The 22,544-nt window shown below is 67.8% G+C and carries 21 protein-coding genes; 14 read left to right on the plus strand and 7 right to left on the minus strand.

Going from position 1 to position 22,544, the window contains the following annotated elements; genetic code table 11:
* Positions 1 to 48: 48 nt before the first annotated feature.
* From dxr to ACNQPB_RS15120, 6 genes are all read left to right on the plus strand, one after another.
* Entirely contained in the window at positions 49 to 1,233 is a 1,185-nt protein-coding gene (gene dxr / locus ACNQPB_RS15095; RefSeq protein ID WP_498753025.1) for a 1-deoxy-D-xylulose-5-phosphate reductoisomerase, read from the plus strand.
* 36 nt (positions 1,234 to 1,269) lie between these two features.
* Complete coding sequence (locus tag ACNQPB_RS15100) at positions 1,270 to 2,601, plus strand: M50 family metallopeptidase (protein WP_498753027.1); 1,332 nt, start codon at positions 1,270 to 1,272, stop codon at positions 2,599 to 2,601.
* Between the two features lie 84 nt (positions 2,602 to 2,685).
* The gene (locus ACNQPB_RS15105) at positions 2,686 to 2,979 is read left to right on the plus strand and encodes a YciI family protein (RefSeq protein WP_498753029.1); all 294 of its coding nucleotides are present in this window, start codon (positions 2,686 to 2,688) and stop codon (positions 2,977 to 2,979) included.
* A 39-nt stretch (positions 2,980 to 3,018) separates the two neighbouring features.
* Positions 3,019 to 4,185: a flavodoxin-dependent (E)-4-hydroxy-3-methylbut-2-enyl-diphosphate synthase gene (gene ispG, locus ACNQPB_RS15110; RefSeq protein WP_498753030.1), complete on the plus strand. Its 1,167-nt coding sequence runs from the start codon at positions 3,019 to 3,021 to the stop codon at positions 4,183 to 4,185.
* Positions 4,148 to 5,032, plus strand: coding sequence for a GNAT family N-acetyltransferase (locus ACNQPB_RS15115; RefSeq protein WP_498753098.1), 885 nt, complete (start codon positions 4,148 to 4,150; stop codon positions 5,030 to 5,032). Before ispG ends, ACNQPB_RS15115 begins: the two co-directional genes overlap by 38 nt.
* 75 nt (positions 5,033 to 5,107) lie before the next feature.
* The gene (locus ACNQPB_RS15120) at positions 5,108 to 5,839 is read left to right on the plus strand and encodes a hypothetical protein (protein ID WP_498753032.1); all 732 of its coding nucleotides are present in this window, start codon (positions 5,108 to 5,110) and stop codon (positions 5,837 to 5,839) included.
* On the opposite strand, the gene ACNQPB_RS15125 is transcribed toward ACNQPB_RS15120, so the two are convergent.
* The 3 genes from ACNQPB_RS15125 to ACNQPB_RS15135 are packed head-to-tail and all read right to left on the minus strand — an operon-like array spanning position 5,832 to position 8,019.
* Positions 5,832 to 6,485, minus strand: a complete 654-nt coding sequence (locus ACNQPB_RS15125) for a TetR/AcrR family transcriptional regulator (RefSeq protein WP_498753034.1) — start codon at positions 6,483 to 6,485, stop codon at positions 5,832 to 5,834. The two genes, ACNQPB_RS15120 and ACNQPB_RS15125, sit on opposite strands and share 8 nt — an antisense overlap.
* Positions 6,482 to 7,225 (minus strand): ABC transporter permease, encoded by a 744-nt coding sequence (locus ACNQPB_RS15130; RefSeq protein ID WP_498753099.1) that lies wholly within the window; start codon positions 7,223 to 7,225, stop codon positions 6,482 to 6,484. The genes ACNQPB_RS15125 and ACNQPB_RS15130 overlap by 4 nt, the downstream gene beginning before the upstream one ends.
* A gap of 11 nt (positions 7,226 to 7,236) precedes the next feature.
* Positions 7,237 to 8,019, minus strand: coding sequence for an ABC transporter ATP-binding protein (locus ACNQPB_RS15135; protein WP_498753036.1), 783 nt, complete (start codon positions 8,017 to 8,019; stop codon positions 7,237 to 7,239).
* Between the two features lie 202 nt (positions 8,020 to 8,221).
* Between ACNQPB_RS15135 and ACNQPB_RS15140 the strand changes: the two genes are divergently transcribed.
* Together ACNQPB_RS15140 and ACNQPB_RS15145 are read left to right on the plus strand one after the other, a co-directional pair.
* Positions 8,222 to 10,033, plus strand: coding sequence for a proline--tRNA ligase (locus ACNQPB_RS15140; RefSeq protein WP_498753038.1), 1,812 nt, complete (start codon positions 8,222 to 8,224; stop codon positions 10,031 to 10,033).
* A complete protein-coding gene (locus ACNQPB_RS15145) occupies positions 10,030 to 10,821 on the plus strand; it encodes a sulfite exporter TauE/SafE family protein (protein ID WP_498753040.1) in 792 nt (263 codons plus the stop codon). The genes ACNQPB_RS15140 and ACNQPB_RS15145 overlap by 4 nt, the downstream gene beginning before the upstream one ends.
* Positions 10,822 to 10,865: 44 nt before the next feature.
* Here the strand turns inward: ACNQPB_RS15145 and ACNQPB_RS15150 are convergent, their stop codons facing one another.
* Positions 10,866 to 11,588, minus strand: coding sequence for an alpha/beta fold hydrolase (locus ACNQPB_RS15150; RefSeq protein WP_498753042.1), 723 nt, complete (start codon positions 11,586 to 11,588; stop codon positions 10,866 to 10,868).
* A 72-nt stretch (positions 11,589 to 11,660) separates the two neighbouring features.
* Between ACNQPB_RS15150 and ACNQPB_RS15155 the strand changes: the two genes are divergently transcribed.
* Positions 11,661 to 13,058, plus strand: coding sequence for a pyridoxal phosphate-dependent decarboxylase family protein (locus tag ACNQPB_RS15155; protein WP_498753044.1), 1,398 nt, complete (start codon positions 11,661 to 11,663; stop codon positions 13,056 to 13,058).
* On the opposite strand, the gene ACNQPB_RS15160 is transcribed toward ACNQPB_RS15155, so the two are convergent.
* Positions 13,055 to 14,077, minus strand: coding sequence for an aminoglycoside phosphotransferase family protein (locus ACNQPB_RS15160; RefSeq protein WP_498753046.1), 1,023 nt, complete (start codon positions 14,075 to 14,077; stop codon positions 13,055 to 13,057). The genes ACNQPB_RS15155 and ACNQPB_RS15160 overlap by 4 nt on opposite strands.
* A 246-nt stretch (positions 14,078 to 14,323) precedes the next feature.
* On the opposite strand from ACNQPB_RS15160, the gene ACNQPB_RS15165 reads away from it, so the two are divergent.
* Positions 14,324 to 15,241, plus strand: coding sequence for a putative endonuclease domain-containing protein (locus tag ACNQPB_RS15165; RefSeq protein ID WP_498753048.1), 918 nt, complete (start codon positions 14,324 to 14,326; stop codon positions 15,239 to 15,241).
* 107 nt (positions 15,242 to 15,348) lie between these two features.
* Here the strand turns inward: ACNQPB_RS15165 and ACNQPB_RS15170 are convergent, their stop codons facing one another.
* Together ACNQPB_RS15170 and ACNQPB_RS15175 are read right to left on the minus strand one after the other, a co-directional pair.
* A complete protein-coding gene (locus ACNQPB_RS15170) occupies positions 15,349 to 16,077 on the minus strand; it encodes a VIT1/CCC1 transporter family protein (RefSeq protein ID WP_498753050.1) in 729 nt (242 codons plus the stop codon).
* Positions 16,078 to 16,128: 51 nt separating this feature from the next.
* Positions 16,129 to 17,202 carry a DUF4439 domain-containing protein gene (locus tag ACNQPB_RS15175; RefSeq protein WP_498753052.1) on the minus strand — a complete coding sequence of 358 codons (1,074 nt, stop codon included), beginning with the start codon at positions 17,200 to 17,202 and terminating at the stop codon, positions 16,129 to 16,131.
* 114 nt (positions 17,203 to 17,316) lie between these two features.
* Here ACNQPB_RS15175 and rimP point away from each other — a divergent pair, with 114 nt between their 5' ends.
* The 4 genes from rimP to infB all read left to right on the plus strand — a co-directional run bounded on the left by rimP (position 17,317) and on the right by infB (position 22,423).
* Positions 17,317 to 17,925, plus strand: coding sequence for a ribosome maturation factor RimP (rimP, locus tag ACNQPB_RS15180; protein WP_498753054.1), 609 nt, complete (start codon positions 17,317 to 17,319; stop codon positions 17,923 to 17,925).
* Positions 17,925 to 18,905 carry a transcription termination factor NusA gene (gene nusA / locus ACNQPB_RS15185; RefSeq protein WP_498753056.1) on the plus strand — a complete coding sequence of 327 codons (981 nt, stop codon included), beginning with the start codon at positions 17,925 to 17,927 and terminating at the stop codon, positions 18,903 to 18,905. Before rimP ends, nusA begins: the two co-directional genes overlap by 1 nt.
* A gap of 168 nt (positions 18,906 to 19,073) precedes the next feature.
* Positions 19,074 to 19,427 (plus strand): YlxR family protein, encoded by a 354-nt coding sequence (locus tag ACNQPB_RS15190; RefSeq protein WP_498753057.1) that lies wholly within the window; start codon positions 19,074 to 19,076, stop codon positions 19,425 to 19,427.
* 152 nt (positions 19,428 to 19,579) lie between these two features.
* The gene (gene infB / locus ACNQPB_RS15195; protein WP_498753059.1) at positions 19,580 to 22,423 is read left to right on the plus strand and encodes a translation initiation factor IF-2; all 2,844 of its coding nucleotides are present in this window, start codon (positions 19,580 to 19,582) and stop codon (positions 22,421 to 22,423) included.
* The last annotated feature ends 121 nt before the right edge of the window (positions 22,424 to 22,544 follow it).

The raw sequence follows: 22,544 nt of genomic DNA on the forward strand, positions 1-22,544 counted from the left end.
GCTACGCCCGTGCCGAAACGGGTCAACCGAGTGCGGGATACTTGATCCATGCAGCCCCGCAAGATCGTCCTCCTCGGCTCCACCGGTTCCATCGGCACCCAGGCGATTGACGTCGTCGACGCCGCCCCGCACCTCTTCGAGGTTGTGGCACTGAGCGCTGGCGGAGGGAACCTGGCGCTGCTCGCGCAGCAGGCCGTCCATACGCGTGCCAAGGCGGTGGGAATCGCGCACGGCGACCCGCGCGCCCTGCAGGAACTGATCGACGGCGCGGCCTCCGCCGCCGGGCTTCGGAACTTCCGCCCCGCCATCATCAGCGGCGCTGACGCGTCCAGCAAAATCGCCGCCATCGAGGCCGACGTCGTCCTCAACGGGATCACGGGCTCAATCGGCCTGGCCCCGACCCTCGCGGCGCTGGGCTCGGGCGCAACGCTGGCGCTGGCCAACAAGGAATCCCTCATCGTGGGCGGCGCCCTCGTCAAGGCGGCCGCCGCCGAAGGGCAGATTGTCCCGGTTGATTCCGAACACTCGGCCCTGGCCCAGTGCCTGCGCTCCGGCTCGGCCGCCGAGGTCGAAAAACTCATCCTCACGGCCTCAGGCGGACCCTTCCGCGGCCGCAGCCGGGATCAACTGCGCAACGTGACTCCGGCCGAGGCGCTGGCCCACCCCACCTGGGACATGGGCCTCATGGTCACCACCAACTCGGCCAGCCTGGTGAACAAGGGCCTCGAAGTGATCGAGGCGCACCTGCTTTTCGACGTTCCCTTGGACCGGATCGAGGTGGTTGTCCACCCGCAGTCCGTGGTGCATTCCATGGTGCAGTTCGTGGACGGCTCCATTATTGCCCAGGCTTCGCCGCCGGACATGCGGCTGCCTATCGCCCTTGGCCTGGGCTGGCCCGAGCGGGTGCCGAACGCCGCGAAGGCCTGCGACTGGAGCCAGGCCACCAGCTGGACTTTCGAACCCCTGGACCCGGTGGCGTTCCCGGCCGTGGACCTGGCCAAGGAGGCCGCGAAGCAGGGCAGCACCTACCCGGCGGTCTTCAACGCGGCGAACGAGGAAGCCGTGCAGGCCTTCCATGCCGGGCGGATCCGCTTCACGGACATCGTGGACACGGTGGAGGCCGTGCTCAGCGAGCATTCAGGTTCTTCGGAGCTGACGCTTGAGTCCGTGCTGGAAGCTGAACTCTGGGCACGCACGCGCACCCACGATCGTTTAGCCACCAGCACCGTCTAGCACGCCAAAGCCACGTAGGAAGCAGCACCAGCAGGCATGAACCCCGTCATTCTCTTCATCCTCGGAGTCGTCTTCGTCGCCCTCGGCGTCGCGGTCTCCATCGCGCTCCACGAAGTAGGGCACCTGCTTCCGGCCAAGCTGTTCAACGTCCGCGTCACCAAGTACATGATCGGCTTCGGACCCACCATCTGGTCCCGGCGCAAGGGCGAGACCGAGTACGGCTTCAAGGCCCTGCCCCTGGGCGGCTACGTGGCGATGATCGGCATGTACCCGCCCAACAAGGAGGACGGGAGCGTCCGGCCCTCCAGCACGGGCATGTTCCAGACCCTGGCCAGCGAAGCCCGCTCGGCAGCGCACGAGGAAGTCGGCCCGGGAGATGAGAACCGGGTGTTCTACAAGCTTCCGGAGTGGAAGAAGATCATCATCATGCTCGGCGGCCCGGCGATGAACATGCTGATCGGCCTGGCGCTGACGGCCGTCCTGCTGATGGGCTTCGGCATTTCCACGCCAACCACCACCCTCGCGGACGTCTCCAAGTGCCAGGTCAAGGAGGGTGAGACGGTCGACCCGGATTCGACGGCCTGCAATCCGACCCCCGCCGCGCAGGCAGGGCTCAAGCCCGGTGACACGATCCTGACCTTCGACGGCCAGGCCGCCGGCACCTGGGCGCAGCTGAGCACCCGGATCCGGGCCTCCGCGGGCCGCGCCGTGGAGCTCACCGTCCAGCGGGACGGCCGGACCATCACGTCCCAGGTGACCCCCGTGCTTTCCTCCCGCCCCGTCATCGGCGACGACGGCCGGGCCGCGAAGGGCGCGGACGGCAAGACCCTGTACCAGGAAGTCGGCTTCCTCGGCATCAGTTCGCAGACCGCCCTGGTGCCCCAGCCGGCGTCGAGCGTGCTGCCCATGGCGGGGGAGAACATCAAGCAGATCTCCGGGGTCATCCTCAACCTCCCGGCCCGGGTGGCCGGCGTCGCGCAGGCCGCCTTCAGTTCCGAACCGCGGGACCCCAACGGCCCGATCAGCGTGGTGGGCGTCGGACGGGTGGCGGGCGAAGTCGCGGCCATGGAGGACGTTCCCGTCCAGGCACGGCTGGCCACCTTGGTGGGCCTGCTCGCCGGGCTGAACTTCGCCTTGGCCGTGTTCAACCTGATCCCGCTGCTGCCGCTGGACGGGGGCCACATCGCCGGCGCCCTCTACGAAGGCGTGCGGCGCCGCATCGCGAAGCTGTTCGGCAAGCCGGATCCGGGTGCCTTCGACATCGCCAAGCTGCTGCCCCTGACCTATGTGGTGGCCGGGCTGCTCATGGCCATGGGCGCCCTGCTGATCTACGCGGACATCGTCAAACCGGTGAATCTCTTTGGCTGATCACACCGTGGCGCCAGCCCCTGCGTACGGAATGCCACGCGTACGGAATCGGCTCCCGTCCGGCCTTGGCGATAGGGTATCGGTATGACTGTTTTCGCTGTTGAGTACGTTTACGACGCCGGGTCCGCCGCAGTGCGCGACGAGCACCGTCCTGCGCACCGCGCCTGGGCCGCAGAACTTGCCGAGCAGGGGACGCTGCTCGCTTCCGGGCCTTACGCCGACGGGTCCGGTGCCCTGCTGCTGCTTAACGCGGCCGACGAAAGTGAACTGAACGGCATCCTCAAGCAGGATCCCTACGCCGTGGTCCAGGGCCTGGCCGGAATCCGCACCAGCGCCTGGAACCCCGTGATCGGCGTGCTCGCCGCGCACGCTGCCTAGCGAACCCTCCTCCCGATCCACTCAACCCAAGGAGTCCACGTGACCTCGGTCAGCCTGGGAATGCCGTCAGCCCCGCCACCCGTCCTTGCGCCGCGCCGCAAGACGCGCCAGATCAAGGTGGGGTCCGTCGGCGTTGGCTCCGATTCGCCCATCAGTGTGCAGTCGATGACCACCACGCCCACCACGGACATCAATGCCACCCTGCAGCAGATCGCCGAACTCACGGCGGCCGGCTGCGACATTGTGCGCGTGGCCTGCCCGTCCGCCGACGACGCCGAGGCGCTGCCGATCATCGCCCGCAAGTCCCACATCCCGGTGATCGCGGACATCCACTTCCAGCCGAAGTACGTCTTCGCGGCCATCGAGGCCGGTTGTGCCGCGGTGCGCGTGAACCCCGGCAACATCCGCAAGTTCGATGACCAGGTCAAGCAGATCGCCCAGGCGGCCAAGGACCACGGCACCAGCATCCGCATCGGAGTCAACGCCGGTTCCCTGGAGCCCGGCCTGCTCAAGAAGTACGGCAAAGCCACTCCGGAGGCCCTGGTGGAGTCCGCCGTATGGGAGGCCAGCCTCTTCGAGGAGCACGGCTTCCACGACTTCAAGATCTCCGTCAAGCACAACGACCCGGTGATCATGGTGGCGGCCTACGAGATGCTCGCTGAGAAGGGCGACTGGCCCCTGCACCTCGGCGTGACCGAGGCCGGCCCGGCCTTCCAGGGCACCATCAAGTCCGCCACGGCTTTCGGTGCGCTCCTGTCCAAGGGCATCGGCGACACCATCCGGGTTTCGCTCTCCGCCCCGCCCGTGGAAGAAATCAAGGTCGGCAACCAGATCCTGCAGTCCCTGAACCTGCGCCCGCGCAAGCTGGAGATTGTCTCCTGCCCGTCCTGCGGACGCGCCCAGGTGGACGTCTATACCCTCGCCGAGCAGGTCACCGCCGGCCTGGAAGGCATGGAAGTTCCGCTGCGCGTTGCCGTCATGGGTTGCGTCGTGAACGGTCCGGGTGAGGCCCGCGAGGCCGATCTCGGCGTGGCGTCCGGCAACGGCAAGGGCCAGATCTTTGTGAAGGGTGAGGTCATCAAGACTGTCCCTGAAAGCGAAATTGTTGAGACACTGATCGAAGAGGCCATGCGTATCGCTGAAGAGATGGGGGAGGCCGATGGCGAAGATGCTGTCAAGGGTAGCCCCGTGGTTAGCGTCTCGTAATGAGACTGCACCGGACGGGATAACCGTCCGGATCCTGGGGGGCGATGATACGGCGCAATTGCGCGCCCTTGCGCTGGAAGACCCGGTGGCGAATGTCTTCATTCTGTCCCAGCTGGGTTCGCACGGAAGTGCCTCGCCGACGGCGGCGGGTGCCCGTATTTTCGGCGCGTTCGACGGCGGCACGCTCCTGGGTGCCTGTTGGGCCGGGGCGAACCTGGTGCCGGTCCAGCTGGATCCCGGGCTGGCCCCGTACATCGCCGAAGCGGTGCACCGGGCCGGCCGCCGCTACGCGTCGATCTTCGGTCCCGCCGAAACGGTGCTTGCGCTGCACGCTGCCTTGCAGCCGCATGGGCACCTGGCACATGAAGTGCGCGCTGAACAGCCGCTGATGGCCATCACGGGGGAGCCGGCTGTTCCTGCGGATCCCCGCCTCGGCTTCGGCGACATGGCGGACTTCGACCTGATCCTGCCCGCCTGCGCCGCCATGTTCGAAGAGGAAGTGGGATACTCGCCGTTCCTTGGCGGCGAAGACTTCTACAGCAGGCGGGTTGCCGGACTGATCCGGCAGGGGCACTCGCTGGTGCACATCGAGGGCGGCCGGGTGCTGTTCAAGGCCGAGCTTGGTGCAGTGACTCCGGAGGTGAGCCAGGTGCAGGGCGTGTGGCTCAATCCCGAGATCCGCGGCCAGGGCCTGAGCGCCGGCTACATGGCCGCCGTCGTGCTTCTTGCCCGGACGCTCGCGCCGGTCACCAGCCTCTACGTGAACCATTACAACCTGCGTGCGCGGGCGAGCTATGAGCGGGTCGGATTCCAGCAACTGGGAACGTTCGCTACTGTGCTGTACTGATGCAGGTCGGCACTCGGACTGTCCTGCCGCCACTCGCGGGTCCACCCGGCCCTTTCGCATCCTCTGGGGGATATTTTGCCTGACGCACGTCGTATTGTCCTGGCCCTTTCGGCCGCCGCAGCTCTTTCGGTTTCAGCCTGCTCGGCGCCGGCGCCGGCACCTTCGTCCGCGCCGGTCCAAAGCCAGACGCCCAGCCCGACGCCGACGGTGGCCTTCAAGAAGTACACGAACGCCGAACTCGCCGAACTGTTCGAGAGTGTCGACGGCGCCGAGGGTTCGCCGCTCGTCGCCCTGCCGGATGAGCAACTGGAACAGGGGCTTGAAATGGCCAAGAAGATGCTCTCTTCGGTCAAGGTCACCCCTGCCGCTTGCGGCGGCGCGAACGTCACAGGAAGCCTGCAGTCGATCGAGGGAGCCAGCATGGCGGTTGCGACCTCGAAGCCTTCCGCCAGCAAGGCGCCTGTCCAGACGGTAAGCCTCGTTTCCGGCTTGGACGAGGCAAAGCTCTCGGGGGTCCTCGCCAAGAACAAGGAACAGGCCCGGAAATGCGGGCACATCTCCATTGAAGTGATGGGCCAGAAAGCAGAGGCGTCCGTCGAGGAAGTCCCTGTTGCAACGCAGACCCCAGGCTCCATCGCCCTCAAGACCACCACCACGACGGCGGCCGGCGTGACCACCCAGATCATGGTGACCGCCCTCAAGGGCGGCGTCGCGATTTCCAGTACCTATGTCGGTTCCGGCAACCTTGCCGCGGAGACAAAGGCGGCTGCCGCCACCCTGGACGACATCGCGGCGCTAATCAAGTAGCGTCCAGTTCGCCGGCCAGGTAGTGCCGGATGTTGGGGGCAATGAGCCTGACGACGTCTTCCGGCTCCGCGGACGCCAGGGGTTCCAGCCGGATCACGTACCTCACCAGCATCAGGCCCACCACCTGGGTGGCCACCAGGTTGCCGCGCAGGGCGCGTTCCTCCGGGGTGCCGGGAAGCCCGGCCATGATGCGCTGCAGGATGGTGCGGGACACGAGTTCGCGGAGCATGGCCGTTTTGGCTTTGGAACCGATGGTGCCGCGCAGGAACGCCACCAGGCTGTGCTGGGCCGGGCTCTCCCACAGGCGGAGCACGGCCCGCACTATTTCCTCGGCGCGCTGGCCGGGGTCGAGGGATTCGACGCCGGCCAGCACCTGCGCGGGATCGGCCGGAAGGTCCACGCTGAGCGCGAAGAGTTCGTCCTTGCCCTGGAAGAAGTGGTGGACCAAGGCAGGATCCACTCCCGCCGCGCGGGCTATCTGGCGCAGGCTGGTGCCGTCGAAGCCGTGCTCGGCGAACAGCGTTCGAGCGGTTGCCAGGATGAGTTCGCGCGAATCGTTCGTGCCACCGCGCCGGCCGCGGCGGGACGCAGGCACGGAATCATGCTGTGCCGCCCCGGAACTGCGAAGCGAGGGAAACCCGCTCATCGGGTTTGCCGCCGCAGGGTCAGCGCGGCCAGCACCAGGACCCCAAGGACGATAATCCCGATGGTTGTCGCGTCATCCCACATAAGCCGGGTGGCCTCGCTGTTGGACGCGATCTCCTTGAGTGCATCCACCGAGAACGTCAGGGGCAGCACATTGGAAATGTTTTCCAGCACATCGTTCATGCGCTCCCGCGCCACGAACAGGCCGCAGAGCAGGATCTGCGGAACCACCACCACGGGCATGAACTGCACGGCCTGGAACTCCGTCCGCGCGAACGCCGAGCACAACAGGCCCAAGGCGACCCCGAGAACCGCGTTGATGACCGCGATCATCACCACGTATCCCGGGCTTCCCTTGATGTCCAGGCCAAAGATCCAGTACGCCACCGCCGTCGCCACGAGGGACTGCAACGCCGCCATGATGGAGAACGCGATCGCGTAGCCGAACAGCAGGTCCGCCTTGTGGATCGGCGTCGTCAGCAGCCGCTCCAGGGTCCCCGACGTCCGTTCCCGCAGCATGGTGATCGACGTGACCAGGAACATGACAACGAAGGGGAAGATGGCCAGCATCATCAGGCCCACGCGGTCGAAGGTGCGCGGCACCCCCGGCGGCAGGGACTCGTTCTCGTAGAGGTAGTACACGGCGGTCAGCAGCAGCGCCGGGACCACCAGGATCAGCGCGATGCTGCGCCGGTCATGCCGCAGCTGGTCCAGGACCCGCCGGCTCGTCGCCAGCATCATGCGGGGATTCATCACGCCACCTGGCTTTCATTGCGGTTCCGGCCGGCAGGCGAGTTTTCTGCCTCCCGGATCAGGTGCAGGAAGGCCTGTTCGAGGTCGGCGCTGTGCCCGCGTTCGCCGAGTTCGGCCGGCGTGAGGCTGGCCATCAGCAGGCCTTCGCGCAACAGCAGCAGCGAGGAACAGTGCGAAGCCTCCTCCATTACATGGCTGGAAACGAGAAGGGTGGTCCCGGCGTCGGCCATCGCCGCGAAGCGCTCCCAGAGTTCGGCGCGCAGCACAGGGTCCAGGCCCACTGTGGGTTCGTCCAGGACCAGCAGGCTCGGGCGGGCAACCAGGGCACAGGCCAGGGAAACGCGGCTCGACTGCCCTCCCGACAGGTCGGCAGTCCGCTGCCGGGCGAGGTCCTCGAGCCCGACGGCGGCGATCGCCTCGGCGGTGTCCGCCGTCGTCGCGCCGTGCATTGCCCCGAAGTACCGGACGTTCGCTTCGACGCTGAGGTCCGGGTAAACGCTGGGGGACTGGGTGACATAGCCGACTTCGTGCCGCAGGGCGGCCGAGCCCGCGGGCTTGCCCAGGACCGTGACGGTTCCGGAGGAAAGCCGCTGCGCCCCGACAATCGCTCGCATGAGCGTCGTCTTCCCGCTGCCGGAGGGGCCGAGCAGGCCGGTGATCCGGCCGGCGTCGATGGTGAAGTCCAAACCGCGCAGGATCTTGGTCCGTCCGCGGTTGACGTGCAGCCCGCTGGCCTGGACGGCGGGGGCGGCGGCTGGTGGTTCTGCGGTGTGCCGGTTCATTGCAACCTCCAGGGGTGAATTCATCACCTGATGAATTCAAGGTAGACCGGCAGCCGGCCACCGTCAATGGAGCCGGCGCGGTGCCTGCGCCAGTGCCTGCGCCAGTGCCCGCTCCGGTCCCGCGGCAAAGACGCGGGCGGCCAGCCGGTAGATTAGTAGACAGTAGTTTTTGCCATCCCTTGCCACAGAAACGGATTTGCCCGTGGTCGTTCGCCTCTCCCAGCTGTTCCTGCGCACCTTGCGTGAAGATCCCGTCGACGCCGAGGTCGCCAGCCACAAGTTGCTGGTACGCGCGGGCTACATCCGCCGCGCGGCTCCCGGCATCTACACCTGGCTGCCGCTGGGCCTGAGCGTGCTGCGCAAGGTCGAAAAGATCATCCGCGAGGAAATGGCCGCGATCGGCGCCCAGGAAGTCCACTTCCCGGCGCTGCTGCCCAAGGAACCCTACGAGGCCACCAACCGCTGGACCGAATACGGCGAGGGCATCTTCCGTCTCAAGGACCGCAAGCAGGCCGACTACCTCCTCGCCCCCACCCACGAGGAAGTGTTCACCCTCCTGGTCAAGGACCTGTACTCCTCGTACAAGGACCTGCCCCTGAGCATCTACCAGATCCAGAACAAGTACCGTGACGAGGCCCGTCCGCGCGCCGGCCTCCTCCGCGGCCGCGAGTTCATCATGAAGGACTCCTACTCCTTCGACGTGGACGACGCCGGCCTGGATGCCAGCTACGCCGCCCACCGCGCCGCCTACGTGAAGATCTTCGAGCGCCTGGGCCTGGACGTTGTCCCCGTCACCGCCACCGCAGGCGCCATGGGCGGGTCCAAGAGCGAGGAATTCCTGCACCCCACCGAGATCGGCGAGGACACCTTCGTGCGTTCGGCCGGCGGCTATGCAGCCAACGTCGAGGCCGTCACCACCGTGGCTCCCGAGGCCATCGACTTCAGCAACGCCCCTGCGGCCCGCGTCCTGGACACCCCGGACACCCCCACCATCGAAACCCTCGTGGCCGCCTCGAACGAGCTCGCACCGCGCAGCGAGGCCGACGGCGGCGCATGGACTGCCGCGGACACCCTCAAGAACGTCGTCCTCGCCGTCACCCTGCCTACGGGTGAGCGCCAGATCGTCGTCATCGGCGTTCCCGGCGACCGTGCTGTGGACCTCAAGCGCGTCGAAGCGAACATCGGCGCCTTCCTCCCCGTTGCCGGCGAGATCGGCCTGGAGGCGGCCAACGAAGAAGACCTCAAGAAGAACCCCGCCCTGGTCAAGGGCTACATCGGCCCCGGCCTCTCCCTCGAGGAACCGCTCCTGGGTCTCGAAGGCACCTCCAAGCTGCTCTTCCTTGTGGACCCCCGGATCGTCTCCGGCAGCAGCTGGGTCACCGGCGCGAACCTGGACGGCAAGCACGTCTTCGGCCTCGTCGCCGGACGCGACTTTGGCTGGGACGGCGTCATCGAAGCCACCGAAGTGCGTGCGGGCGACCTTGCCCCGGACGGCAGCGGACCGCTGGAACTGGCCCGCGGCATCGAGATGGGCCACATTTTCCAGCTTGGCCGCAAGTACGCTGAGGCCCTGGACCTGAAGGTCCTGGACCAGAACGGCAAGCAGGTGGTGGTGACCATGGGGTCCTACGGTGTGGGCGTGACCCGCGCGGTGGCCGCCCTGGCCGAATCCAACAATGACGAACGCGGCCTCGTCTGGCCCCGTTCCGTGGCGCCCGCGGACGTCCACGTCGTGGCCGTCGGCCGCGGCGAGGAAATCTTCGCCACGGCGGAGAAGCTGTCCGCCGAACTTGAGGCGGCCGGCCTGGAGGTCATCTACGACGACCGCCCGAAGGTTTCTCCCGGCGTGAAGTTCGGCGACGCAGAGCTCCTGGGTGTGCCCACCATCCTGGCTGTCGGCAAGGGCCTGGCGAGCGGCGTCGTGGAGATCAAGGACCGCCGCAGCGGCGAGGCCGAGGACGTCGCCGTCGAAAAGGCCGTGGACTACGTGGTCAACGCCGTCCGCCAGAAGTGATTTCCGGCTTCGAATCGATCGAGGCCGCCACGCTCGTCATGATCGTGGTGGCCGGTTTCGCCGCCGGATGGGTTGACGCAGTGGTGGGCGGCGGGGGACTGATCCAGCTCCCCGCCCTCCTCCTGGTCCCGGGAATCACCCCGGTCCAGGCGCTGGCTACCAACAAGATGGGCTCCATCTTTGGTACCACCACGAGCGCCACCACCTACTACCGGAGGGTCGGCCCGGACCTGAAGACGGCCGTGCCGATGGCGGTGATCGCCCTCGCGGGAAGCTTCGGCGGAGCGCTGCTGGCGGCAAACCTGCCCGCCTCGGTGTTCAAGCCGATCATCGTCGTGGCGCTGGTCGTCGTCGCGCTGTTCACCGCGCTGCGTCCCGACGCCGGCGAGTTCACCGTGCTCCGGCATGACGGCCACAAGCACTACGTGGTGGCCTGCCTTATCGGTGCGGTGATCGGCTTCTACGACGGGCTGATCGGCCCCGGCACCGGCTCCTTCCTGGTGATCGCCCTCGTCTCCGCGATGGGCTATGCCTTCCTCGAAGCCAGTGCCAAGGCCAAGATCGTCAACATGGCCACCAACGCCGGCGCGCTCCTGTTCTTCCTGCCGCACGGCTCCCTGTTGTGGGGCGTCGGCCTGCTCCTGGGCGCGGCCAACATGGCCGGCGGCTACCTTGGCGCCCGGACCGCCGTGAAGAAGGGCAGCAAGTTCGTCCGCGTGGTGTTCCTGCTGGTGGTGGCCGCACTGATCATCAAGCTCAGCATCGACGTCTGGCAGGATCTGGCCTAGGCGTTCCTACGGCGCCTTGCCGGTGCTGGAGTGCTTTGCCGGTGCTACAGGGCCTTGCCGGGATCCGCGGTGCGTTCGACGGCGGCCAGGATGGCCGCGCCCAGCTCTGCCGGGCGGGTGAACTGCGGCCAGTGGCCGGTGGGCAGGTCCACGTACTCCACGTCCTTCATGCGGGCAAGCTCGGCGGTGAACGGCGAACCGGCCGCCATCCATTCATGGAGCATGGCGGAGGGGAATTCGCAGGCGATGACCGTGGCCGGGACGTCGTACCGCCGTTCGTCCTGCAGGTGCTGCTTGTCGGACGCGACGCCCTTGGGCTGCGGGATGGCACGGCCGCGGAACATCTCGCGAAGCCCGGCATCCATATCCACGAGGTCCGCGTCGTCGAAGACCTCCCATGGCGGCAACGGGATGTCGTCCCCGCTCACCGGCAGTTCGTCGTTGATTACGCCGCCCTCGCCAAGCGGTCCGCTGTCCACGTAGATGGCCCGGGCCACCCGCTCCGGACGGGCATCGAGCACGCCGTGGATGATGGCCCCGCCGCCCGAGTGGCCCACCAGCACCACCGGCCCCTCCGCGCTGTCCACCGCGGCGGCCACCGCATCGATGTGGTCCCGCAGGCCGATTCCGGCACGCGGAGCATCAACAGACTCAAGGCCCGGCAAGGTCAAAGGCGTGACCCGGTGGCCGGCGTCGACAAGCGGCGGGGTCACCTCCGACCAGGACGAGGCATCCAACCAGAACCCGGGAACAAGGATGATTTCCATGGTCCGTACCCTACGACGGGGCACTGACAGGAAGCCATGTCTTCCCGCAGCGCACAGGCGTAGCATGCTCCCATGTGGGCCGATTCCGGTGAATATGAGCGGGTTCTCGGGCGCGCGGCGGAGCACGCCAGGGCGTGGTTGGAGGCGTTGCCCGCGCGGGCAGTCAGGCCTTCGGTGACGGCGGAAGAGATCAGCTCGACGTTCGGCGGACCCCTGCCGGCGGAGGGCATGGACCCGGAGAAGCTCATCGACTTCCTGGCCCGGAACGCCGAGCCCGGCCTCATGGCCATGCAGTCCGGACGCTTCTTCGGTTGGGTGATCGGCGGCACCCTGCCCTCGGCCATGGCAGCGGACTGGCTCGTCTCCGCCTGGGACCAGAACACCGGGCTGCGATTTGCCACTCCCGCGACGGCCGGGATCGAACAAGCCGCAGGCCAATGGCTGCTGGAGCTCCTCGGGCTCCCGGAAGATTCCGACGTCGGGTTCACCACCGGGGCGAGCATGGCCAACTTCACCGCCTTGGCGGCGGCCCGCTGGCGCCAGCTGGAGGCCGCCGGCTGGGATGTGAATGCCAAGGGGCTCAACGGCGCTCCGGCCCTGCGGGTCCTGGCCGGGGCCGAACGCCACGAGAGCCTGGACATGGCGCTGCGCTTCCTCGGACTCGGCGCACCGGAGCTGGTGCCGGCGGACGCCCAGGGCAGGATCGAGGCGCCGGCGCTGCGCCGCGCGCTCGAGTCGGGAAACGGTCCCGCGATCGTGTGCCTGCAGGCCGGGAACCTCCATTCCGGCGCCTTCGATCCGTTCACCGAGGCCATAGCCGCCGCGAAGGAGCACGGAGCGTGGGTCCACGTGGACGGCGCCTTCGGGCTCTGGGCGGCGGCCGTGCCGGAGCTGCGGCAGCTTTGGGACGGGGTGGCGCTGGCCGATTCCTGGGGGACCGACGCCCACAAGACCCTGAACGCCCCGTACGACGCCGGGATCGTGGTGGTGCGCGACGTCGCCGCCCTGCGCCCCGCCATTGGCATGCACGCAGAGTACCTGCCGCAGGACAGCCACGGGCCGGGGGATCCGATGGAAAAGTCCCCGGAGCTGTCCCGCCGTGCCCGCGGGGTTCCGGTCTGGGCCGCGTTGCGCGCCCTGGGGGCCGACGGCGTCCGCTCCCTGGTTGCCGGGCGTGCGGCCTGCGCGGCCGAACTGGCGGCCCGGCTCACCGACGTGCCCGGCGTCGAGGTGCTCAACGACGTCGTCTACACACAGCTGTCCCTGGCCTTCGGCAGCGACGCCCGCACACGGGCAGTGACCGAATACATCATGGCCGACGGCAGGGTGTGGATGTCCGGCTCCCGCTGGCACGGCAGGGACATCCTCAGGGTCTCGGTGAGCAACTGGTCCACCGACAGCGATGACCTGGACACCGCCGTCGAGACGATCAAGGACGCGCTGGCCGCAACGGCCTGGCTCGCAGCCTAGCTAAGGGCGGCGCCACCCGGGGCCGGTAGTTCGTGGGCAGCGGGCAGGCCTTCCAAGGTCCGCCCTGCCAAAGTGCTGGCAACCCACAGGGAACGGGCCAGGTCGCCGTCGTGTCCGGGCTTCGCCGCGTACCACAGCGCGTTCTCCACCTCCCGGGTGAGGCTCCATTGCCGTGCCGTTTCCGGGTCCAGCCCCGCCGCGTTGCTGAAGTCGTTGCAGCGCTCCAGCAGCGCCAGTTCGGGGGAGGACTGCGGCAGCTCGGCAATCCGGTTCCACAGCACGGGGGCAACCCCGAACTCGGCCTCGCCGATCACCGGCTGCGGATCGATGGCACGGTAGCTGCCGGCGTCGGGAAGGTCACCGGACCCCGGGATCGGCAGGATATTCATGAAGTGCAAGTCGGCATGGACCAGTACGTCCTTGCCCGCCCGCCGGCCCACGGCGCCGCGGGTTTGGCACACCTCCAAGGCAGCCTCCAGGAGCCAGCGGGGGAACGGCCTGCCCAGCTGTTCCCAGTCGGCCGGAAGCTCATCGCTCCAGCGCTCGGCCTTCGCCGCCGCGTGCTCGAACTCTTCCCAGCCCGGGCCGTCGCAGGCGTCGATGCTGAGTTCGCGCATCACCGATCCCCACGCATCGCGGGCGTGGTCCAACGGGGCATCCTGCAGCCAGCGGGCGGCGTCGAGCCGCTCCAGGAGCATGGAACAGGAATCCTGGTCCGCTTCGAGCATGCGGACCGCGCCACGCCCGTCCCACAGCGCCAGGGCATGGCTTTCGGGCAAGGCTTCGGGGTGCGGAAACGCGACCTTGAGCACTGCCGCCACCCCGTCCCGGAGCACCGGCACCACGATTCCGCCGTGACCGTTCCAAGGCTCCGCCCCGGCGGGAAGATCCGCGGTGAGCCGCCAGCGTTCCATGCCCGCGTCGAGGTAGCCGGGAAGCGCGGCAAGCCACGCCCTGCCCTCCGCTGTACGCGAATAGCGGGCCCGCAGATCGGCCGGCACGGGAATGTGGCTGCTCATACCCGTCAGCCTATCCCCACCGCCTCCCTGGCCTCGTTCCTCGGCCAGGGAACCCGGGCGGCGTGGGCCCTCCACCGCCTCCCTGGCCTCGTTAGCGCCCGTTTGCCGATTGTGGTCGCTTTGGAACGCGCATTCCGGCCGAAAACGGCAAACGGCACCGGGAACCTGCCTCCGACTTCCCCTGCACAACGATGCGATCCTGTGGATAAGTCAGTGCGGGCCGGCACTGGGATTCAGACTCTCTTCATGCGCACTGCGAGGCCCCTGCCGGAGAAGCTCATGGGCACTCCGTTTACGGTCGCCGAAGGGATTGAAGCGGGGCTGACAAGGCGGCGCACCAGGGCCGCGGATCTCATGTCGCCGTGCCATGGAGTGCGCCAATCCCTGGGGACCGATAACACTCTTCTCGAGCGCGTGCGGGCGCTCACCACAGCCGCGGGAGCGATAGCGTCGCACACCACCGCGGCTGCGTTGTGGGGATTCCCCCTACCGCTCACGCTGCAGGATCACACGATCATCCACCTCACCCGCCAGGCCGGAAACAGGGCGGTCCGGCGGCGGGGAGTGGCGGGCCACCAGGCACAGCTGCGCCCTGACGAAGTCACCCAGGGACGCTTGCTTGCGTGTACTTCGCCGCTGCGGACCTGGTTCGACCTTGCACTGATCCTGGGCGAAGAGGACCTCGTTATCGCTGGAGACCATCTGTTCCGGCGGAGCAATCCATTGGCCACGACACAAGGGCTTGACGCGTACTTGGAAACACGGAAAGGCGCACCCGGTTACCGGAAGGCCGTACTTGCCAGAGACCGGATGCGCACCGGGACCGACTCTCCCAAAGAGACCGAAGTGCGGCTCCTGCTCATCCGGCATGGGCTTCCGGAACCGGAAATCAACCTGCCGATCTTCGACGGGACAGGCGGCTGGGTGCAGGATCCGGATATGTCCTACGGGGAGTTCAAGATCGCCATCCAGTACGACGGCGGCCACCATGCCACGCCTGCCCAACGCCGCAGCGATATCAGCCGCGACGAGAACGCTTTGGAAGCAGGTTGGCGCGTGGTCCGGCTAACGCAATTGGATCTGGACATCCGGGATGCACACGATGTGCCACGTGCAGTGACGAGGGTTCGAAAGGCTCTCCTTGAACGCGGCTGGACTCCTTAGTCAAGCCGAGCGGTGAGGGCCAATTGCCAATTCTGGCCGCTTCCGCCCGCTTATTCCGGCCGAAAATGGCAAATGGTGCGCGGAAATCCCGAAACCAATGCCGCGCCTCAGATGATCCCGCTGGAACCCAGCAGGCTGCCGAGGCTGAACGTCGCCGCCAACGCCAGGGCCCCGCCTATTACCACGCGGACGCCGGCGCGGATCCTGGAGCTGCCGCCGATCCACGCGCCCAGCGCGCCGGTCAACGCCAGCGCCAGCAGCACCGAGGCGAAGGTCAGCGGCACCCGCAGCGCCGGCGGCGGAAGCAGGATCGAAAGCAAAGGAAGCAGCGCGCCCAGGGTGAAGGCGACCGCGGACGCAAACGCAGCGTGCCACGGGCTCACGATGCCGTCCTCGTCGATGTTCAGCTCGGCGGAGAGGTGGGCGGCGAGGGCGTCGTGCGCCGTCAGCTCCTTCGCCACGGTCCAGGCGGTGCCGGAACTCAAACCCTTGGCCTCGTAAATGGCGGCGAGTTCGGCCAGTTCCTCCTCGGGCTGTTCCTGGAGCTCCCGGCGTTCCTTCTCGATCAGGGCCCTCTGGCTGTCGCTCTGACTGCTGACGGAGACGTACTCGCCCAGGGCCATGGACACCGCGCCGCCCAGCGCGCCCGCCGCGCCGGCCGCGAGGATGGCACCGGTATTCGTCGTGGCACCGGCCACACCCACCACGATCGCCGCCACCGAGACAATCCCGTCGTTTGCGCCGAGCACACCGGCTCGCAGCCAGTTCAGCCGCCTGGCGAGGTCATTCTCATGTGGTTCGTTGTCGTGGCGCGCAGCCTTTTCGGTGGAAGCCATGGCTCAAGCCAAGCACTCCGCGGCGGCCGGCGCCAGCCAAGCAAGGCTGGCCTACGGAACGGGAGCGGCAGAGGAGCTTTCCGGCAGTTCGGGCAGGGCTGCGGGTTCGACGGAGAGACCCGGCAAGGCTCCGGGCAAGGTGCCCCAGGATTCCATCCGCCGGGCTCCCTCAAGCAATCCGGCCATCGCCCACCGCCGGGTCGCACCGTCGGAAAGTGCCAGGAGTTCACCGTATGCCGGGAGGGCTGCCGACTCCTGTTCGGCGAGCGCCGCAGCGGCATGGGACGCGAGTCCGGCAGGCAAACGATACCCGGCTTCCCGCGGCGGAGACTCGGTGCAGTGCTGCCGCGTCAGGGCTTCTGCTTCACGGAGAAGGTCCTGGTGGCGGGAGAGATCCGCGGCGGCTGCCCCGGCCGCGGTTCCGTCCAGCCGTGTGCGGGCCACCTGGTAAAGGTAGACGGCCTTCTGTTCGGCGCTCACGACGGCGGCCAGCGCGTCGCCGTCATCCGCCGGGTCCGCTTGTCCGGCCGCAGCAGCTGCCGCCGCAGTTCCCCCGCCGGCAGCGCAGGTGGGCAGGACGGTAGGGGAGGAGACCGCCGTCGGAAGGGCCAGGGAAGGTCCGGCCGGTGCCGGCAGCCCCCAGGCCCCGGCGAGCCGAGCGGACTCAAGCAATTGCGCTGTTCCGACGGCGGCAAGCAGGCGGGCTGTTCCGCCGTCGCTCTTTCCGGCGTCGGCCAGGCGCTGCGCGGCGCTGCGGGAAAGCGCGGCGAGGAAGTCCGCCTTGGTCAGCGGGGCAGCGGACGGGAACGAAACAGCGGCGGACGCCGAGGCCGGTGCGGGGGCAAGCAACGCACGTGCCTGCGTTTCCAGCAGGGTCACCGTGGCCGGCTGGCTGCCGGCGGCGGCCGCGTCCGCCAGCAGTGCGCGCGTCTCCGCATAGGCGGCAGCCTTGGCGGTCCCGGAAAACGGCGGCTCCGGGGCCGGCCCGTCATCGGCCGGCAGCAGCACCGTCCCGGTGCCCACAACGAGGACTGCGAGCAACGACACAAGCAGGGCCGTCACCCAGCGGGGGGTCCCGTGTTTTTCCGCAGGGTGCTCCGGATTTTCCGTCGTCTCGTCATTCACAACAGTCCATGGTGTCACGTGCGGGGGCTGTCGGCGGAACCGGGGTGCACCACCTCGCCGTGAAACTCGATACCCTAGTACTCACAACAACATCGAACGGGAGGCGGCTGGCCAGTGAGTCATTCGGAAGCCAGGACTTCAACAGACCAGGCTGGAGCGCAGGCGGCAGCCGCCAGCAACCCCGAAGAAAGCAGGCTCAAGGCACTGCTCGAACCTGTGGTCCAGGCCAGCCGGCTGTACCTCGAGGACGTCAGCGTCCAGGTGGCCGGTTCGCACCGTACGGTCCAGGTGGTGATCGACCTCCCGCAGGAGGAAACCGGCGGGGTGAGCCTTGATGTCATCGCCGAAATCTCCCGGGCCCTGTCCGACGTGCTGGACAACGATCCCCACGACGACGGCCGGCCCTACGACCTCGAAGTCTCCTCGCCCGGGGTCTCCCGCCCGCTGACCGAACCCCGCCACTGGCACCGCGCACGCGGCCGGATGGTCAAGGTCAACGTCATCCAGGGCGAAAACCTCACCGGAAGGATCCAGTCCGTCGACGACGACGGCGTGACCCTGATCCCGGAGCTCGAGGTCAAGAAGGGGATGAAGCCCAAGCAGGGCGACCCCGTCAAACTTCCCTTCGACAAGATCCGGAATGGAAAAGTCGAAATTGAATTCAGCCACCTCGACGAGGCCGGGCTGGTAGACGAACACGATGGACCTTCCGAGGAGGCCTGATGGATATTGACATGAGCGCGCTGAGACTTCTGGAGCGTGAGCGCGAAATCCCGCTGGACCTCCTGATCCCCACCATCGAGCAGGCGCTCCTGGTGGCGTACCACAAGACGCCGGGCGCCTACGAAAAGGCCCGCGCCGAACTGGACCGCAGGAGCGGCCACGTGACCATCTGGGCCACGGAGTTCAACGACGACGGCGAAGCGGTCGGCGAGTTCGAGGACACCCCGGACGGTTTCGGCCGGATCGCTGCCAGCACCGCGCGCCAGATCATCCTGCAGCGCCTGCGCGACGTCGAGGACGACAACGTCCTGGGCGAATTCAAGGGCCGCGAAGGCGAGCTGGTGGCGGGCCTGATCCAGCAGGGCAACAACCCGCACATGATCCAGGTCAACCTCGGCACCGTCGAGGCCCTGCTGCCGCCGCCCGAGCAGGTCCCCGGCGAGAAGTACACCCACGGCAGCCGCCTGCGCGCCTACGTCGTGGATGTGCACCGCGGCGCCAAGGGTCCCTCGATCACCCTCTCCCGTTCGCACCCGGGCCTGGTCCGGAAGCTGTTCGAACTGGAAGTGCCGGAGATCGCGGACCGTTCGGTCGAGATCGTGGCCCTGGCCCGTGAAGCCGGGCACCGGACCAAGATGGCCGTCAAGGCCAACGCCGCCGGCATCAACGCCAAGGGTGCGTGCATCGGCGAAATGGGTTCCCGCGTGCGCGCCGTCATGACCGAACTGAATGACGAGAAGATCGACATCGTCGACTTCAGCGAGGATCCGGCAACCTTCATCGCCAATTCGCTGTCGCCGTCGCGTGTGAATTCCGTCACCATCATCGACGAGTCCACCCGCTCAGCCCGCGTGGTGGTCCCGGACTACCAGCTGTCGCTCGCGATCGGCAAGGAAGGGCAGAACGCCCGCCTCGCGGCCAAGCTGACCGGCTGGCGCATCGATATCGTCTCCGACGCCGCGCAGGGCCAGGGCAACTAGGCGGCAGCCGGCTGCCCCCGGTGTCCCTGGCCGTGCTGTGTGCGGATTCGGTGGCCGGGCATCCGGGGGACTAGACTGGATGAAGCCGGGCTTGCGTCCGGTATCCGTTTTCCTCGGCGCAGTGTGCCGGGAAACAGGAACGTAGAAGGATGGGTCAGGGCACTGAGGATGGTTGAACACCCAGTGGCCGCACCCCTTTCGAGCGGGCACCAGCCCGTGCGGACCTGCATCGGATGCCGGAAACACGGAGCCCGGAATGAGCTGATCCGGCTTGTCGCCGAAGGCGGCGGGTCACCCGTCGTCCTGGTGGATGTACGACGCCGGATGGCTGGCCGGGGTGCGTGGCTGCACCCCAGCGGCAACTGCCTGATGCTGGCAACCAAACGGCGCGCCTTCGCCCGTGCCCTCGCGGGCGCGAGTGACACGGCCGCCGTCGAACGCTACCTCGCAGGCATGCCACCCGCGGAGGCTCCGGCCCCCGCGGAACAACCGTCCAAACCTGAAAGCGGGTCAGAAAACTGATGGAAACCCGATGAGTTCCCAGCGATGAGTACGCAACGATGACAACTTTGTTGCGCTCTGCACAGGGCCTTTCAGCTGCATCCGCGGCGGAGGCCCGCAGTAAGAAGTAGACGGTTCGTGCCTGGCTCGGTGCGGACCGAGACAGGAGAAAAGTGGCCAAGTACCGCGTCCACGAGCTCGCGAAAGAGCTCGGAATCACCTCCAAGGAAGCAGTGACCAAACTGCAGGAACTGGGCGAATTCGTCCGTTCCGCTTCCTCTACCATCGAGGCTCCCGTTGTGCGGAAGCTTCGCAATGCCTACCCGGGTGCGGGTGCTGTCAAGGCAGACGCCCCGGCTGCGCCCCAGGCTCCGGCCGCCCCGAAGGCCCCGGCCGCTGCGCAGGCCTCCTCGGATGCACAGGCAGCCCCCGCTGCCTCGCGCCCCGGTCCGGTTCCCGGCCCGGCCGCACCCAAGGCTCCCGCGCCTGCAGCAGCTGCCGCTCCGGCCCCTGCAGCTTCGGCGCAGGCAAACCCCGTTTCCGCCAAGCCCGGTGCCCGTCCGGCACCGCGCAGCGAAGCTCCGGCCCCGGCACGTCAGGGCCAGGCTCCGCGCCCCGGCGGCCCCCGTCCGGGCAACAACCCCTTCGCGACGTCCCAGGGCATGCCCCGCGGCCGTGGTGAAGGCGAGCGTGCTCCGCGCCCGGGCAACAACCCCTTTGCAACCTCACAGGGCATGCCGCGTCCCGGCGGCCGCACCGAAGGCGAACGCCCCGGTGGTCCGCGTCCTGCCGCAGCCGGCGCCGGCGGTCCCCGCCCGGCAGCCGGTGCAGGCGGACCCCGCCCCGGTGCACCGCGTCCGGGTGCTCCGCGCCCTGGCGCACCGCGTCCCGGCGGCCCTCGCCCGACTCCGGGCATGATGCCCAACCGCACCGAACGTCCGGCTCCTGGCGGCGCAGGCCGTCCGGGCGGTCCCGGTCGTCCCGGCGGCCCCGGCCGTCCGGGCGGTGCTCCCGGCACCGGCGGCGGTGGAGCTCCCGCGGGCGGCGGCTTCGGCAAGGGCGGCCGCGGCCGCGGCGGCACCCAGGGTGCCTTCGGCAAGGGCGGCGCAGGCCGTGGCAAGCAGCGCAAGTCGAAGCGTGCAAAGCGCCAGGAACTGGAGCAGATGAGTGCTCCGTCCCTGGGCGGCGTATCGGTACCCCGCGGCGACGGCAACACGATTGTCCGCCTCCGCCGCGGTTCCTCCATCACGGACTTCGCCGACAAGATCGAGGCAAACCCCGCTGCACTGGTGACCGTGCTGTTCCACCTCGGTGAAATGGCCACCGCCACGCAGTCCCTCGACGAGGACACCTTCGCACTGCTGGGTGAGGAACTGGGCTACAAGGTCCAGGTCGTTTCCCCCGAAGACGAAGAGCGCGAGCTGCTGGATTCCTTCGACATCGACCTCGATGCCGAACTGGAAGCAGAAGGCGACGACGTCCTCGAAGCACGCCCGCCGGTTGTCACTGTCATGGGCCACGTCGACCACGGTAAGACCCGCCTTCTGGATGCCATCCGGAAGACGAACGTGGTGGCAGGCGAGCACGGCGGCATCACCCAGCACATCGGTGCCTACCAGATCAGCCACGAGCACGAAGGTGCCATGCGCGACATCACCTTCATCGACACCCCGGGTCACGAGGCGTTCACCGCCATGCGTGCCCGTGGTGCGAAGGTCACCGACATCGCCATCCTGGTGGTCGCAGCCGATGACGGCGTCATGCCGCAGACGGTTGAAGCGCTCAACCACGCCCAGGCTGCCAACGTGCCGATCGTCGTCGCCGTCAACAAGATGGACAAGGAAGGCGCCAACCCGGACAAGGTCAAGGGCCAGCTCACCGAGTACGGCCTGGTTCCCGAAGAATACGGTGGCGACACCATGTTCGTTGAGGTCTCTGCCCGCCAGAACATCAACATTGACGAACTGATCGACGCCGTCCTGCTCACCGCGGACGCCGCGCTGGACCTGCGTGCCAACCCGGACAAGGACGCACGCGGTATCGCGATCGAAGCCAACCTGGACAAGGGCCGCGGTTCCGTGGCCACCGTCCTGGTGCAGTCCGGTACCCTGGCCGTCGGCGACACCATCGTTGCCGGCACCGCCCACGGCCGCGTCCGTGCAATGTTCGACGAGGACGGCAACGCCCTGGACATCGCACTGCCGTCCCGCCCGGTCCAGGTCCTCGGCCTGTCCAACGTGCCGCGCGCCGGTGACACCTTCCTGGTGACCCCGGACGAGCGAACGGCCCGCCAGATCGCCGAAAAGCGTGAAGCAGCCGACCGCAACGCCGCACTGGCCAAGCGCCGCAAGCGCATCAGCCTCGAAGACTTCGACAAGGCCGTGGCCGAAGGCAAGATCGACACCCTCAACCTCATCCTCAAGGGTGACGTTTCCGGTGCCGTGGAAGCCCTCGAAGACGCCCTGCTCAAGATCGATGTGGGCGACGAAGACGTGCAGCTGCGCGTCATCCACCGCGGTGTGGGTGCCATCACGCAGAACGACGTCAACCTCGCCACCGTGGACAACGCCATCATCATCGGCTTCAACGTCAAGCCCGCTGAGCGCGTGGCCGAACTGGCCGACCGTGAAGGCGTCGACATGCGCTTCTACTCGGTCATCTACTCGGCGATCGACGACATCGAGCTCGCACTCAAGGGCATGCTCAAGCCGGAATACGAAGAATTCCAGCTGGGCACCGCCGAGGTCCGCGAAGTCTTCCGTTCCTCCAAGTTCGGAAACATCGCCGGCTCGATCGTCCGCTCGGGCATCATCCGCCGTAACACCAAGGCGCGCGTATCCCGCGACGGCAAGGTCATCGGTGAGAACCTCACGGTTGAAACGCTCAAGCGCTTCAAGGACGACGCCACCGAGGTCCGCACGGACTTCGAGTGTGGTATCGGCCTGGGGTCCTTCAACGACATCGCCGAAGGCGACATCATTGAGACCTTCGAGATGCGCGAGAAGCCGCGCGTCTAAGTAAGTCCAATGGCTGGGGCGCCTCACCTGCCGCTTCGGCGGCAAGGGGGTCCCGCCCCTTCGCCGGAAGGCTCACGATCTGCGATCGTGAGCCTTCCGGCTCAGACAGGCCCGATGCCAC

Source organism: Curtobacterium sp. LFS079 (assembly GCF_047977865.1).
GTDB lineage: Bacteria > Actinomycetota > Actinomycetes > Actinomycetales > Micrococcaceae > Arthrobacter.

Coding starts and splice junctions, on each gene's coding strand:
- ACNQPB_RS15100 (WP_498753027.1), top strand. CDS start 1,270: ATGAACCCCGTCATTCTCTTCATCCTCGGAGTCGTCTTCGTCGCCCTC.
- ACNQPB_RS15135 (WP_498753036.1), bottom strand. CDS start 8,019: ATGAACCGGCACACCGCAGAACCACCAGCCGCCGCCCCCGCCGTCCAG.
- ACNQPB_RS15170 (WP_498753050.1), bottom strand. CDS start 16,077: ATGGCTTCCACCGAAAAGGCTGCGCGCCACGACAACGAACCACATGAG.
- ACNQPB_RS15125 (WP_498753034.1), bottom strand. CDS start 6,485: ATGAGCGGGTTTCCCTCGCTTCGCAGTTCCGGGGCGGCACAGCATGAT.
- ACNQPB_RS15150 (WP_498753042.1), bottom strand. CDS start 11,588: ATGGAAATCATCCTTGTTCCCGGGTTCTGGTTGGATGCCTCGTCCTGG.
- ACNQPB_RS15190 (WP_498753057.1), top strand. CDS start 19,074: ATGGTTGAACACCCAGTGGCCGCACCCCTTTCGAGCGGGCACCAGCCC.
- ACNQPB_RS15105 (WP_498753029.1), top strand. CDS start 2,686: ATGACTGTTTTCGCTGTTGAGTACGTTTACGACGCCGGGTCCGCCGCA.
- ACNQPB_RS15155 (WP_498753044.1), top strand. CDS start 11,661: ATGTGGGCCGATTCCGGTGAATATGAGCGGGTTCTCGGGCGCGCGGCG.
- ACNQPB_RS15115 (WP_498753098.1), top strand. CDS start 4,148: ATGCTGTCAAGGGTAGCCCCGTGGTTAGCGTCTCGTAATGAGACTGCA.
- nusA (WP_498753056.1), top strand. CDS start 17,925: ATGGATATTGACATGAGCGCGCTGAGACTTCTGGAGCGTGAGCGCGAA.
- ACNQPB_RS15130 (WP_498753099.1), bottom strand. CDS start 7,225: ATGATGCTGGCGACGAGCCGGCGGGTCCTGGACCAGCTGCGGCATGAC.
- dxr (WP_498753025.1), top strand. CDS start 49: ATGCAGCCCCGCAAGATCGTCCTCCTCGGCTCCACCGGTTCCATCGGC.
- ACNQPB_RS15165 (WP_498753048.1), top strand. CDS start 14,324: ATGCGCACTGCGAGGCCCCTGCCGGAGAAGCTCATGGGCACTCCGTTT.
- ACNQPB_RS15160 (WP_498753046.1), bottom strand. CDS start 14,077: ATGAGCAGCCACATTCCCGTGCCGGCCGATCTGCGGGCCCGCTATTCG.